The 12,454-nt window shown below is 67.3% G+C and carries 13 protein-coding genes and 1 pseudogene; 5 read left to right on the top strand and 9 right to left on the bottom strand.

Translation table 11 applies throughout. The features are described from left to right. Window positions 1-40 precede the first annotated feature (40 nt). Window positions 41-751 (bottom strand): DsbA family protein, encoded by a 711-nt coding sequence (locus ACOZ32_RS03215; RefSeq protein WP_229373372.1) that lies wholly within the window; start codon window positions 749-751, stop codon window positions 41-43. Between the two features lie 88 nt (window positions 752-839). On the opposite strand from ACOZ32_RS03215, the pseudogene ACOZ32_RS03210 reads away from it, so the two are divergent. Both ACOZ32_RS03210 and ACOZ32_RS03205 read left to right on the top strand, forming a co-directional pair. Further along, a pseudogene (locus tag ACOZ32_RS03210) lies at window positions 840-1,823 on the top strand (glutathione S-transferase family protein). A 298-nt stretch (window positions 1,824-2,121) separates the two neighbouring features. After that, complete coding sequence (locus ACOZ32_RS03205) at window positions 2,122-3,036, top strand: ABC transporter ATP-binding protein (protein ID WP_424334928.1); 915 nt, start codon at window positions 2,122-2,124, stop codon at window positions 3,034-3,036. A gap of 30 nt (window positions 3,037-3,066) precedes the next feature. On the opposite strand, the gene ACOZ32_RS03200 is transcribed toward ACOZ32_RS03205, so the two are convergent. Next, a complete protein-coding gene (locus ACOZ32_RS03200) occupies window positions 3,067-3,981 on the bottom strand; it encodes an ABC transporter permease subunit (protein ID WP_424334927.1) in 915 nt (304 codons plus the stop codon). A 229-nt stretch (window positions 3,982-4,210) separates the two neighbouring features. Further along, window positions 4,211-5,182: a replication factor C small subunit gene (locus ACOZ32_RS03195; RefSeq protein WP_235168555.1), complete on the bottom strand. Its 972-nt coding sequence runs from the start codon at window positions 5,180-5,182 to the stop codon at window positions 4,211-4,213. A 298-nt stretch (window positions 5,183-5,480) separates the two neighbouring features. On the opposite strand from ACOZ32_RS03195, the gene samp2 reads away from it, so the two are divergent. Together samp2 and ACOZ32_RS03185 are read left to right on the top strand one after the other, a co-directional pair. Beyond that, on the top strand, window positions 5,481-5,705 hold the full coding sequence (gene samp2 / locus ACOZ32_RS03190) for a ubiquitin-like small modifier protein SAMP2 (RefSeq protein WP_012289475.1): 225 nt from the start codon (window positions 5,481-5,483) through the stop codon (window positions 5,703-5,705). Window positions 5,706-5,769: 64 nt separating this feature from the next. Continuing rightward, entirely contained in the window at window positions 5,770-6,102 is a 333-nt protein-coding gene (locus ACOZ32_RS03185) for a GNAT family N-acetyltransferase (protein ID WP_424335256.1), read from the top strand. Between the two features lie 14 nt (window positions 6,103-6,116). Here the strand turns inward: ACOZ32_RS03185 and ACOZ32_RS03180 are convergent, their stop codons facing one another. Genes ACOZ32_RS03180 through ACOZ32_RS03170 form a run of 3 tightly spaced genes read right to left on the bottom strand, consistent with a single transcriptional unit; the run spans window position 6,117 to window position 7,972 of the window. Next, window positions 6,117-7,490: a phosphoglucomutase/phosphomannomutase family protein gene (locus tag ACOZ32_RS03180; protein WP_424334926.1), complete on the bottom strand. Its 1,374-nt coding sequence runs from the start codon at window positions 7,488-7,490 to the stop codon at window positions 6,117-6,119. Between the two features lie 60 nt (window positions 7,491-7,550). Next, on the bottom strand, window positions 7,551-7,784 hold the full coding sequence (locus ACOZ32_RS03175) for a GIY-YIG nuclease family protein (RefSeq protein WP_010903691.1): 234 nt from the start codon (window positions 7,782-7,784) through the stop codon (window positions 7,551-7,553). A 38-nt stretch (window positions 7,785-7,822) separates the two neighbouring features. Then, window positions 7,823-7,972 carry a DUF7563 family protein gene (locus ACOZ32_RS03170; protein WP_012289473.1) on the bottom strand — a complete coding sequence of 50 codons (150 nt, stop codon included), beginning with the start codon at window positions 7,970-7,972 and terminating at the stop codon, window positions 7,823-7,825. Between the two features lie 251 nt (window positions 7,973-8,223). On the opposite strand from ACOZ32_RS03170, the gene ACOZ32_RS03165 reads away from it, so the two are divergent. After that, a complete protein-coding gene (locus ACOZ32_RS03165) occupies window positions 8,224-8,391 on the top strand; it encodes a DUF1931 family protein (RefSeq protein WP_010903690.1) in 168 nt (55 codons plus the stop codon). A gap of 61 nt (window positions 8,392-8,452) precedes the next feature. Here ACOZ32_RS03165 and rpiA read toward each other — a convergent pair whose 3' ends face one another. From rpiA to ACOZ32_RS03150, 3 genes are all read right to left on the bottom strand, one after another. Continuing rightward, window positions 8,453-9,130: a ribose 5-phosphate isomerase A gene (gene rpiA, locus ACOZ32_RS03160; RefSeq protein ID WP_285271416.1), complete on the bottom strand. Its 678-nt coding sequence runs from the start codon at window positions 9,128-9,130 to the stop codon at window positions 8,453-8,455. Window positions 9,131-9,174: 44 nt separating this feature from the next. Next, window positions 9,175-10,299 (bottom strand): ORC1-type DNA replication protein, encoded by a 1,125-nt coding sequence (locus tag ACOZ32_RS03155; RefSeq protein ID WP_010903688.1) that lies wholly within the window; start codon window positions 10,297-10,299, stop codon window positions 9,175-9,177. 103 nt (window positions 10,300-10,402) lie between these two features. Continuing rightward, window positions 10,403-12,412, bottom strand: a complete 2,010-nt coding sequence (locus ACOZ32_RS03150) for an endonuclease MutS2 (RefSeq protein ID WP_205251168.1) — start codon at window positions 12,410-12,412, stop codon at window positions 10,403-10,405. Window positions 12,413-12,454: the final 42 nt, after the last annotated feature.

Raw genomic sequence — 12,454 nt, 5'->3', positions numbered from 1 at the left:
CGAGTAAAACAGTTCCGGGAGCGCTACCGCACCCCACGCGCTACTCGCTCAGCCCAGCCAACTCGACGAACTCGTCGTAGGGCTTCGCGCCGGTGAACGACGTGGTGACGACGCCGTCGGCAGCCACCACGAACCCGGGCGTCGACTTGATCCCGGCGTTCTTCGCGGCGGTTTCGTCCTGGGAGACCTGCGCGCTCTGCGTGCGCTCGGCGGCCGCCGTCCGGACCGCCTCGGGGTCCTCGATGTCGGTCTCCGACGCCAGGTACGATTTGATGGTTTCGCCGGGATCGTCGGCGACCTGGTCGGGGTTGCTGTACACCCACTCGCGGAGCGCCCAGAACGCGTCCGCGTTTCGCTCGTAGGTCTCCTCGAAGGCGTGCACAGCGCCTGTCGCCCACGGCGCGACGAACGCCATGTTCCGGTAGACGTACGACAGCGACCCCGGCTCGATGAAGTTCGCGTTCAGCTTCGGGAACACGTCCGCCTCGAAGTCCTGGCAGTGCGGACACGACGGATCGGAGAACACCACCACCGTGGTGTCGGCCGACAGCGGGTCCGGGCCGAGCACGGGCTGGGCGTCCAGCCCCGCCGCCGCCGGGTGGTCGGCCAGCGACGCTGCGTCGCCGGTCGTCTCGGCGTCCGTGGAACTGGACGCCTGGCTGTCGCCGCCGCCGTCGTTCGAGAGACAGCCGGCAAGCGACAGGCTCGCCGCCGCTGCCGTCGCCGTGAGCACGCGCCGTCTGTGTGGCATGGCCTGCGTTTCGGTGTCGCCGGTCAAATACCCCGTGGAATCAAACCCCGCCCCCACTGCTAAGCCGCTGGCTCGCGTACCGACGGGCATGGGCCGCATGATCGACGGTGACTGGCGCACTGAGGCGGACATGAACGAACACAGCGACGACGGTGCCTTCGAGCGCGACACCACCAGCTTCCGGAACTGGGTCGGCGACGACGTACCCCCGGCGGCCGGGCGCTACCACCTCTACGTCTCCTACGCCTGCCCGTGGGCCCACCGCACGCTCCTCGTGCGCGCGCTCTTGGGCCTCGAAGACGCGATCTCGGTCAGCGTCGTCGACCCCGTGCGCTACGATCAGGGTTGGACGTTCGACCCGGAGAAACCCGGCTGCACGCCAGACCACGTCTTCGGCGGCACCCACCTCCGGGACGTCTACACCGAAGCTGACCCCGAATACACGGGCCGCGTCACGGTGCCCGTGCTGTACGACACGGACGCGGACACCATCGTGAACAACGAAAGCGAGGAAATCATGCGGATGCTGGACGTGGCCTTCGACGACCACGCCGCACGCGACGTGGACCTCTACCCCGAGGGCTACCGGGACGAGGTGGACCGCCTCATCGAGGACATCTACGACCCCATCAACAACGGCGTCTACCGCGCCGGCTTCGCGGACAGCCAGCGCGCGTACGACAACGCCGTCGACGACCTCTTCGAGGCGCTCGCGCACTACGACGACGTGCTCGCGGAGCAGCGCTACCTCGCCGGCGACGTGCTCACGGAGGCCGACGTGGCGATGTTCACGACCCTGTACCGCTTCGACGAGGTCTACCACACGCACTTCAAGTGCAACCGCTAGCGCATCAGCGACTACGACAACCTCTGGCCGTACCTTCGGGAGCTCTGCCAGCTCCCCGGCGTCGCGGACACCCTCTACATGGAGCACGTCAAGCAGCACTACTACCGCAGCCACGGCCACCTCAACCCCAAGCGCCTCGTCCCGACGGGCCCGAACCCGGCGTTCTTCGCGCCCCACGACCGCGACCAGTTGCCGGGCGGGCCGCCGGCGGACCTGCGCGGATAGCGTCTGAGACAGTACCCACAACCTACGCCGACACCACCTCTGACGATACTCGGTCCGCACAACGCAGCGGCAGAGACTCCGGACCGAACCCCGCTGTGTGGCCTGATGAGCCACGGGTGACGCGTGAACAACGATACACGGGTGGCTGTCGCTGTGAGCCGTCGTCAATCACCGATAGCGACGGCCGCCCTCCGAACAGCGCTGTTCGGCTGTCACCGACGACCGCTTGTAATCCACGTTCAGTATGGTAAAATAATTAACAGAGCTACCCAACGATCAACCTGAACAGGTAAACAAGATGGGTGTGATTGAGACAACATCGCTATCGAAATCGTACAGTAACACGACCGCAGTTGACGGTCTCGACCTGTCCGTAGAACAAGGCGAAGTGTTCGGATTCCTGGGCCCGAACGGCTCGGGCAAGTCGACAACGATCGATATCCTTCTGGGGTTCATTCAACGGACCTCAGGCACTGCCTCTGTGTTCGGACTTGACCCGGCCGAAGACGGCACATCAATCCGTCGCAACTGCGGTGTCGTTCCGGATGGGTTCGAAGTAATGCCCGGCTGGACCGGGAGAGACCACCTCGCGTTCGAGTTGGATGCCCGTGACGTGGACAGCGAGACGACACCGCTCCTTGACCGGGTTGGACTGCTCGAAGACGCTGACCGTCCCGCAACCGGGTACTCCCGCGGAATGACACAGCGTCTCCTGATCGCAATGGCGTGTGCAGGAGAGCCGGACGTCCTGTTGCTTGACGAACCGTCGACCGGGCTTGACCCGAATGGAGCACAGTTGCTCCAGGAGCTGGTCGAAGAGCAAACCGCACGCGGGGCGACAGTCTTCTTCTCCAGTCATCGCCTCGGACAGGTCGAGTCAGTCTGTGACCGTATCGGGATCCTCGCTGACGGGTCGCTTCTGACGGTCGACAGTATCGAATCGCTGCGCGAGACGCTCAGCGATGCAGCCCAACTGCGAGTTTCAGTTGACCACGTGCCGAACGAACTTGAACCATTACTGAATCACAATGCAGTCAATGGTGTCGAAGTCGACGGGTGCACGCTCCACATCGAGTGTTCAGTCGAACGCCAGCTGGCCGTACTGAAGCAGTTGGAACAGCTGGGTGTGAATCCACGCGAGTTCGAGACTGAGACCGCCTCGCTGCAGGACGTGTTTGCGGCCTACACAACGTCGGCAGCAGCCGAGAGTTAGGCGGGGATCCCTGCTGATTTCGGCGCTTCGCTACGCGATATCCGTTGTGTTGAACCAGCGGCACGCGATAAGTAACGGAACGATCCCCCATAGTGAAAGAACAACGAGCGAGAGCCATTCCGAGAGATACCATGGAACCGCGCCATCGAGCACTCTTGGAACGATCGTAACATTTGTAACAAATAGGTTAGTGACTTTCAGCTGTTCCATCACGCTGGTTCCCCAGCTGTGAGTGTTCGGGAGTCCGGCGATCCAGTTCGTGACAGCCAGATAGCTACGGATCGGCACGAGACGATCAAAGAACAGGGCGTTGGCTTGTATCGGCGGACCCATTATTCCCTCCCAAAAGAACAGCATGCCGAAGAACAGTGACACGAGGACTGAGACTGACCGGCGCCCGGTCTTCACGACGGCCGACACTGCTGTCGAAAGCGAGAGCCAGACGAGGAGGTACAGTGCTGTGAAACCGAGGAACACAACAGAGGCAAGAAGCGGTGGACGGCTGTTAACGACCGTCCACACCGCGAAGCCACCGAGAATCGCGATCGTGGTGAATGTCACGAGTGCTGCTGCTTCACCGAGAAACTTCTCAGCGATGTATCTGGACCGAGTGTAGGGGAGCTTCAACAGGAGCCGGATTCGACCACTGGCCCGGTCGCCAGCAACGATGTTGTAACCTAAAAATATCGCGGCAGACCCACCGATAATTCCCATGACCCATTGAAAGACGAGAATAGGATGTTCTGGGCCGGGGGTGTAGTTGCTTGTCTGTGCGAATATGAGTCCGTTCATCCTTGCGGTTCCGAAGCCAAAGACGAACAGACAGTACAGCCAGTATCGTGGGTTTTGGAGTTTCACTCTAAACTGCCGGCTTGCTAAGGGAAGGCGGGACGAGACGAAGCGGGATCGCGTCGGTTCCAACTTCGTATCATCTGATCTATCCATACTTAGTTAGATGGATTATAATAGTTGCAGAAAATCTTTTTTATCGCACTTTACTGCCACACGCTCATTTCGCAGGCGTTTGTTTTCGGTGTCGTAGTCAGTCCGTCACAACGCCCAGCTTCTTGCTTTTCTCGTTCCCCTCGATCACCGAGGACGTGGCTCTTTGCCCCGGCGAAACCGCTGACCTGACACCCGAAGACATCCACGAGGTTTCGCCAGCGGTCGCGGGCTACTCGTCGGCGTTCAGTGCGACGGACGCCAACAGCGCCTCCAGTTGCACGCGCTCGTTTGCGCCCTCCGCGATGCGGTAGTCGGCCTCCCCGAGGCGGTCCAGCAGCCGCACTGCGGCCGCCTCCTCGACATCGAACTCCCAGACCGAGCGGTGCACCTGGTCGATGATGTCGCCGCCCGCCAACCCCCGGTTCGTGAGGAGGTCGTCCAGCGTGGCTCGCGCGGCCGCGAAGTCGCCGCCCAGTGCCTCGGTCACCATCGTCTCGATCTCCTCGGGACGGGCGGTCGCGGTGATCGCGTAGACGGTCTCCTCGTTGACGCTGTCGCCGGTCGCCGAGGCCGCCTGGAGGGCGTTGATCGCGCGGCGCATGTCGCCGTCCGCGGCGTACACCAGCGCGTCGATGCCGTCGTCGGTGTGTTCCAGGCCCTCCGTCTCGGCGATCTCACGGAGGTGGGCGGCGACCGCGTCGTCGCCGAGCTGCGCGAACCGGAACACCGCACACCGGGACTGGATCGGGTCGATGATCTTCGAGGAGTAGTTACACGAGAGGATGAACCGGGTGTTGTTCGAGAACTGCTCCATCGTGCGGCGCAGCGCCGACTGGGCGTCGTCGGTGAGCGCGTCCGCCTCGTCCAGGAAGATGACGCGGTAGTTGTGGCCGCCGAACGACGACCGCGCGAAGTCCTTGATGCGGTCCCGGACCACGTCGATGCCGCGCTCGTCGCTGGCGTTCAACTCCAGGAAGTTGTCCTGCCAGTCGTCGCCGTAGAGTTCCTTGGCAATCGACACCGAGGACGCCGTTTTTCCGGTGCCCGCCGGCCCCGCAAACAGGAGGTGTGGGAGGTCGTCGCGGTCGACGTAGCTCTGCAGGCGCTCGGTGATGTCGGGGTGGCCAACCACGTCTTCGAGGCGTTCGGGCCGGTACTTCTCAACCCAGATCTCCTGGCGGCCGCCCGCGGCGTCGGTCATGCTCGCCACCACGAGCGTGTGGGACTTAAACGCCGCGAGACCCACCCATCCGGTTGCTGGCGCTGCGAACGCGCACCGTGGGTGTTGTCGCCCGGACAGCTCCGGCGCGACGGCAGCCACAGACAGCCCCACGCACGCGCTCACTGCCGACAGCGCGCGGCCCGGTGGGAACGTCACCACCGCAGCGTCCACCTGCTGGGCGTCGCCTGGGGGCAGTACCACGGCGACGAACCGCCGCGTGACGCCGCCCCGACCTGACGACCGCGGGGCTGAAGGCAGCCACAGCAGTACCGCCAGTATGCGCGTGACTCTGTCCGTGGTCGGCGGGGACACCCACGAGTTCACCGTCACCACGGCCGCCGACACCGAACCCGGGCCGCCGACGACGTACGCCGACCTGCTCGCCGACGTGGGGTTGAGCCCCCACGAGGTCGCAGTGATGGTTGACGGTTCGCCGGTCCCCGAAGACCACCCCGTGGACGCGGATTTCGTGCGCGTGCTTCGCCTCATCCAGGGTGGGTGAGGTGGCCGACCACACCACCACGCCCGTCGTCCGGACGGCGGGGCCACGCGACCACCTCGGCGTGATGCGGGTGCTCGACGGCGCGAACCTGGCTGTGGACGCCGCTACCGTTGCGAATCGCATCGAAGCGGGGACCGTCGTGGTCGCCGACCACGACAACCGCATCGTCGGCGCGCTCGTCGCCGTCCCCCGACACGAGACGGGCGCGCACGTCGAAGCGGTCGCTGTTCGGCGGCGTCGCCGTGGCCAGGGCATCGGCTCCCGGCTCGTCGGGGCGGCGACGACCCGCTGGCGTCCCCTCACGGCGAACTTCGACCCCGGCGTGAAGCCGTTCTACGACGGCCTGGGATTCGACTGCGAGCGCCGCGGCGAGCGCTATCGGGGCGTCCTCGGATAGCCCGGGCCACCGCCTCAGACGACGGGCGCGACGAGTTCGCGTCCGGCGTCCAGCAGCGCCGCGACGCGGGCGGCGCTGCCCGCCTCCGCGTACACCCGCATCTTCGGCTCGGTGCCCGACGGCCGAACCAGCAGCCACGACCCGTCCGCGAGCACGATCTTGAACCCGTCCGTGTCGTTGACGCTGTCGACGGCGACGCCCGCGACGCTGTCCGGGAGTGCGGTGCTGAGCCCGTCGAGCACCGCCTGTTTGCGGTCGTCCGGGCAGTCGACGCTCGTCTTGTCCTGGTGGATCTCGCCGTGGGCGTCCTCGATGGCGTCGATACGGTCGTCAAGCGCGGTTTCGCTCGCCGCCGCGGCGGCGAGCAGCCCCATCAGCACGCCGTCCTTCTGGCGGACGTGCCCGCGCATCGTGTAGCCGCCGGACTCCTCGCCGCCGAACAGGGCGTCGTGGTCGTCGACGGCCGCCGCCACCCACTTGAACCCGACCGGGACTTCGACCACCTCGCAGTCGTGGGCGGCGGCCACCGCGTCCACGTGGCCGGTCGTGGAGACGGTGCGGACCGCGGGACCGGTCCCGGACTCCAGCAGGTAGTCGTAGGCCAGCACGTAGAACCAGTTCCCGTCGAGCACGCCGCGCTCGGGCGTGACAGCCGCCACGCGGTCGGCGTCCCCGTCGTTGGCGATGCCGAGGTCGGCGTCGTGTTCGTCGACGGCGTCGGCGAGGCCGGCGAGGTGTTCGGGCGTCGGCTCCGGTGGGGTGCCGCCGAACGCGGCGTCCTGGGTGCAGCGCCGCCGGATCACGTCCGCGCCCGCCGCTTCCAGCGCGTCACCGGTGACGCCGCGGCCACTGCCGTGCATCGCGTCGTACACGACCGTCAGCCCGTCCAGCGACGCGTCCACGAGGCGGCGGCAGTGCGCGACGTGCGGGCCGGTGAAGTCCACCCGCCGGATCTCGCCGGTGGGGTCGCCAGCCGCCGGCGTCCCGAGGTTCGCCATGATCCCGTCGGTGTCGCTGGGGAGCGCGCCGGCCCCGTCAGCGGGAATGAACTTCACGCCGTTGTACTCGGGGGGGTTGTGCGAGGCCGTGATGACCACCGCCCCGGCCAGGTCGCGTTCGACGATGGCGTGTGAGACCGCGGGCGTCGGGCAGTCCCGCTCGGGCAGCACCACGTCGAAGCCGTTGGCCGCCAGCACGTCCGCGGCGTCCGCGGCGAACCCCGCGGACGTGTCGCGGGCGTCGTATCCGACGGCGACCGTGTCCCCCGCGCCGCCGTCGGCCGCGAGGTGGTCGGCAACCCCCTGTGCGACGATGCGCACGCGGTCGCTGGTGAACTCGGATAAGGGTGCACGCCAGCCGTCCGTGCCGAAACTGATGACCTCGTCCATGCCCGGTCGTCGCCGCGACTCGTCAAAGACCCTCCGGTTGCTGGTGTCCGTGGGGGATGGTCAGAACAGCGCCTCTTTTTGCGCCCGCGAGAGCTGCTTGATCCGGTACTCGCGGCGCATCGCCTCGGACTTCGAGTCGAACGATTCGGTGTGCCTGAGCGTCACCGGCGTGCGCCCCCGCGTGTACTTCGCGCCGTCGCCGGCGTTGTGCTCGGCGACCCGTCGCTGGACGTCGGTCGTGTAGCCGGTGTAGTAGGTGCCGTCACTGCATTCGATGACGTACACGTGATGCATGCGAGAACGAAACGGCGGGTTGGATACTGGACTTTCGGTCAGGCGTGGCGGCCCCGCTCGCGGGATACCTCAGCGATCCCCGCGTTCGCCGAGCAGTTCGGGCACGCGCGAACCTGTCCGTCTTCGCCCGCGAACACGCGAACGAAATCATCGGAAACGTGGCCGTCACAGTGAGTGCAACGAGGCATTGGGGTGCTGCCGACTTGGCGTCGGCATCCCAGTATAGTCCACACACGAATAAAATAGTTTCCCCAATCCCCAACATACTTTCCGAGAGTGTGAATCTCTGTTCGTTCGTACCTGCTGTCGAGTGGCCACGTTCGTTTCATGTGGAGCGGTGGTTGGTCACATGGAGTTCGCCACGTACACGCCGTAACCGGGCCGTTACGCGCCCGATTATGGGAAGCCTTATAAGCGGGGGAGTGAAAACCCAGCGTGTATGGCAGACCTCATCGTCAAGGCCGCTGTGAAGGAAGCACTCGACGACAAGAACGTTGCCTCCGACTTCTACGAGGCCCTCGACGAGGAAGTCGACGACCTCCTCGCCGACGCCGCGGAACGCGCCGAGGCCAACGGTCGCAAGACGGTGCAGCCCCGCGACCTGTAATTCGGCACTCGCTTCTCTCAGTTTTTCACACCGCACAGCCCCGCGTGCACCACCACCCCGCTTACGGGTCCCGCACGCGGACGCCGTCGTCGGTTCCCACGTAGACGGCGTCAGCCATCCCCACGAACAGCCCGTGCTCGACGACGCCCGGAACCGCCGACAGCGACGCCGCCACCGCCTCGGGGGTCTCGATGGCCCCGAAATCGCAGTCCACCACGAGGCTCCCGGCGTCCGTAACCACCGGCCCGTCCTTCCGCTCGGCGTCCCGCAGCGTCGCCGTCCCGCCCAGCGCCTCAACCCGATCGACGACCACCGGCCAGGCGTCAGGCACCACCGCCACCGGCACCGGCACGTCCACCACGTCGCTCTCCTTGGACGGATCGGCGACCACCACGAAGCGGTCGGCGCTGGCCGCCACGTATTTCTCGCGCGTGTGGGCCGCCCCGCCACCTTTCACCAGCACGCCGTCGGCCACCTGATCGGCGCCGTCGATCGCGACGTCCACCGACGCCGCCTCTAGACTCGTTACCGTCACCCCGGCGTCGACGGCGCGCCGTCGGGACTCGAACGACGTCGCTACCCCCGAGACGTCCGACGCTTCCGCACCCAGCGCGCGGATCGCGTGCGCCACCGTGCTCCCGGTTCCGAGCCCCACGACCGCCCCCTCGGTCACTTCCTCGGCCACCGCCGCCTCCCCGGCCCGCCGCTTTTGCTCGGCGCTCCCGCCAGCCTGTTTCATAGCACACGCTCGCACGCCACCACCTAAAAAGCCACCCGCACTCCCTACAGGCGCTCCAGGACCGCCTCCGAGTCGTGCGTGAGCCGCAGCGTCCGCGACCGCCCGCGCCCCGACCGCTGCTCGTACGCCGCGTCGATCACGCCGAGCTCGTCGAGTTTGTTCACGATCTCCGTGTACCGCGTATACCCCAGGTCGGTGCGGTCGTTGAACACGTCGTACACGTCGCCCGCCCGGTCGCCCTCCTGCTCGGCCACCGTCCGCACCAGCGCGCGCTCGTTGTCCGACAGCGCCGCCAGCGTCCGCGACAGATGCACGTGCTTCGCGTCCTCGTAGACGGCGTCGACGTCCTCCATCTCGACGGTCTTGCTCGCGCGGGACTCGGCGTGCAGCCCCGCTCGCCGCAACACGTCGATCCCCACCCGCAGATCGCCCGCCTCGTCGGTGCGCCCGCCCACGGCATCCAGCACCGGCTCCGCGACCGCGCCCTCCCGGAACCCGACCTCCACACGATCCCGCAGGATGTCCGTGATCTCCGCCCGGTCGTACGCCGAGAAATACGCCTCCTCGGGCCGAAACACCGACTGCACGCGCCCGTCCAAGGCCTCGATCACGTCCAACTCCAGGTCCGACGACACCACCACGACACCGACCTTCGCGCCCGGCTGGGTCTCGTGGGCCCGCAACAGCGAGTACAGCGTGTCACCGGCTTCGTCCTCGTAGAACAGGTAGTTCACGTCGTCCAAGGCCACCACCAACACCTCGTCGTCGTCGGCGATCCGCTCGGCCACCTGTCCGAACAGCTTCTTGAACGAGATCCCCGACGACGGCGGCTCGTAGTCGAAGATCTCCTCGAACACCCGCGAGAACACCGCGTACCGCGTGGAGTCGACCTGGCAGTTCACCCGCACCGTCTGCACCCCGGGCTGACCGCTGAGCTCGCCGAACAGCTTCTGGACGGCTGTCGTCTTCCCGGTGCCCGGCGGCCCGCGCGCAACCACGTTCAACGGCCGGGACCCACGCACGGCCGGCCGGAGCGCGTACTGCAGCGTCTGCAGCTGTGACTCCCGGTGTCGGAACACCTCCGGGACGTAATCGATCTCGAAGACGTGCTCGTCCCGGAACACGGTCTCACCCCACCCCAGCAGCCCCTCTTCGGGGTCCTCATCCATCACATCCACCACGCCCTGGCAGCCACTTAACGGTTCGCCACGGCCCGCCACCCGCTGGCAAACGCCCGCACACCCCGCGAACCCGGCGATCCGCTGACCGGGGTCAGAACTTCTCCAGCAGCCGCTCGTAGAACCCCTCACCCACCGCCCCGTCCGCCTCGGCCAGCTTCTCCACGATGAGCTCCGGCGTCGACCGCGCGAGATGGTCTTTCACCGGCGACCGCTCAACGACCAGTTCGCCGTCCTCCAATCCCGCCGCGTGGATGCCGTCGACGGTCACGCCGAACCCACACTGATCCCGGATTTCGCCCGCCAGATGGGAGACGAACACGCCCGACGCCCCCGCCTCGTGCAACGCCTCCAGGATCCCCGCGATGATCTTCGCCGACGCTCCCGGCTCCGTGATCGACTCCAACTCGTCGACGAGCACCAGCCGGCTGGCCGCGCTCTCCTCGCTCCCCTCATCGTCGGCCACGCGCTCGGTCAGGCTCGCGAAATCCCGCAGCGTCGCCTCGAACGCCCCCGCATCAAGCGTGCCCTGGGACTTCGCGTAGTAATGCAGCTCCGCGATCGCCGGCACGCGCGCCGCCTCGGCCGGAACCGGCAGCCCCATGTGCGCAAGCACCACCACCACCGCCACCAGATCGAGCGTGCTCGTTTTCCCCCCGGAGTTCACGCCCGACAACAACGCCACCCCGTCGACGCCGTACTCCACCGGCTCGGTCTCCGCGAAGGCAACGTCCAACAGCGGATTGCGCCCGCCTTCGATGCGGAACCCGCGGCCGCCGCGCTCGGCCAGCACGCAGTCGAAATCCGCCGCGAACCGCGCCACGGCAAGCGCCACGTCAACCTCCAGGGCGTCGTGGACCAGCGCCTCAGTCGGCGCTCGCAGATCCGCCAGCGTCGCCGCCAACTCCCGTTTGCGCTCGGCGGCCCGCCGATCCCTGGCCGCCGTCAGCGATTCGCGCACCCGCGCCATGGCGTCGTCGTCGCGCGCCACGGGGAACGTCGGCTCGTCGCCGAACACCCGCCGTGCCAGCTTCGCCGCCTCGCCCCGCAGCCCCAACTGCTCTTCGAGCGCGTCCCGGGCCGCCCCGACGGCGTCATCGTACTCGTCGGCGAGCTCTCTGCCCAGCAGGCTGTCCACCCCCGCGCCCCGCTCGACGAGGCTCAACAAGTCCGCCCCCTCGATGGTCACGTCCTGCTCCCCGATCGCCTCCCGGAGCCGGTCGTTGGCCACCGACTCGGCGTCGCTGACCGCCGCATCGAGGTCGTTCACCGCGCGCGTCAGCCGATCCAACTCGTCGTCGCCAGCCACCGACCCGTCGCCCTCCAGGTGCGCCAGCGCGCCGTCCAACGCGTCCAAATCCACGTCGGTGTCGATGCCGGCGGCCTCGTGCACGCTGACCGCCGCCCGGATGCGGTCCCGGTTCGCCGCGAAAAACGACAGCACGCGCTCGGGCACCACCTCCGCCGGGCGCTCCATGGCGTCGGGCTCCACGCGCACGTCCCCCTCGACCTCCACGCCCACGAACGCCTCATCGAGTGCCACCACCGTCGTGTACCCGCGCGCCAACTCCGCCAGGTCGCGGGCGTCCTCCACGATCTCCACGGACAGCTCCGGGAACGCCGCCGCCGCGTCGCTGTACGTCTCGGCGTCGGTCGTCGCCACGCAGCGCTCTCGCACGGACACGCCGGACGGCGCTGACAGCGGCTCCACGCCCGCCAACGCCTCCAGAACGTCGTCGCGTGGCGTCCGCTGCATGGCATCGGCGACGAACGCGTTGACCTCCGCGATCCGCGAGTCGGCCGCGCTCGGATAGAACGTCCGCAGCCGCTGGCGCGCGTACTCGGTGACGGCACGCTCCTGGAGCAACCCGAGCACCCGCTCGTGGATCTCCGCGGCCCGATCGGTCGCCAGAAACCCGCCGGGGTCGTCGTGGCGCACCCGGATCGCGTTGCGCACGATCCGGGCCGCCCGCCCCTCGCTCACGCCGGGCGCGCCGGCCACCGCCGCCACGTCCCCGCGCTCCAGCGCGCCCTCCGGGTCGTCGAGGCTCCCGAGCGCGTCGGCGGTCTTCGCGCCCACACCTGGGATCGCCTGCAGGTCCATCGGGAGAGGTGTGCGCACCCGCACGCAAAGAGCTTTCGCGGT

Source organism: Halobacterium sp. MBLA0001 (assembly GCF_049705385.1).
Taxonomy (GTDB): Archaea; Halobacteriota; Halobacteria; order Halobacteriales; family Halobacteriaceae; genus Halobacterium; species Halobacterium salinarum.
This window is presented reverse-complemented; position numbering and strand designations above follow the sequence as displayed.

Bases quoted from the DNA above. Each gene is read 5' to 3' on its own strand.
- ACOZ32_RS03215 (WP_229373372.1), bottom strand. From the start codon at position 751: ATGCCACACAGACGGCGCGTGCTCACGGCGACGGCAGCGGCGGCGAGC.
- ACOZ32_RS03205 (WP_424334928.1), top strand. From the start codon at position 2,122: ATGGGTGTGATTGAGACAACATCGCTATCGAAATCGTACAGTAACACG.
- ACOZ32_RS03200 (WP_424334927.1), bottom strand. From the start codon at position 3,981: ATGGATAGATCAGATGATACGAAGTTGGAACCGACGCGATCCCGCTTC.
- ACOZ32_RS03195 (WP_235168555.1), bottom strand. From the start codon at position 5,182: ATGACCGACGCCGCGGGCGGCCGCCAGGAGATCTGGGTTGAGAAGTAC.
- samp2 (WP_012289475.1), top strand. From the start codon at position 5,481: ATGCGCGTGACTCTGTCCGTGGTCGGCGGGGACACCCACGAGTTCACC.
- ACOZ32_RS03185 (WP_424335256.1), top strand. From the start codon at position 5,770: ATGCGGGTGCTCGACGGCGCGAACCTGGCTGTGGACGCCGCTACCGTT.
- ACOZ32_RS03180 (WP_424334926.1), bottom strand. From the start codon at position 7,490: ATGGACGAGGTCATCAGTTTCGGCACGGACGGCTGGCGTGCACCCTTA.
- ACOZ32_RS03175 (WP_010903691.1), bottom strand. From the start codon at position 7,784: ATGCATCACGTGTACGTCATCGAATGCAGTGACGGCACCTACTACACC.
- ACOZ32_RS03170 (WP_012289473.1), bottom strand. From the start codon at position 7,972: ATGCCTCGTTGCACTCACTGTGACGGCCACGTTTCCGATGATTTCGTT.
- ACOZ32_RS03165 (WP_010903690.1), top strand. From the start codon at position 8,224: ATGGCAGACCTCATCGTCAAGGCCGCTGTGAAGGAAGCACTCGACGAC.
- rpiA (WP_285271416.1), bottom strand. From the start codon at position 9,130: ATGAAACAGGCTGGCGGGAGCGCCGAGCAAAAGCGGCGGGCCGGGGAG.
- ACOZ32_RS03155 (WP_010903688.1), bottom strand. From the start codon at position 10,299: ATGGATGAGGACCCCGAAGAGGGGCTGCTGGGGTGGGGTGAGACCGTG.
- ACOZ32_RS03150 (WP_205251168.1), bottom strand. From the start codon at position 12,412: ATGGACCTGCAGGCGATCCCAGGTGTGGGCGCGAAGACCGCCGACGCG.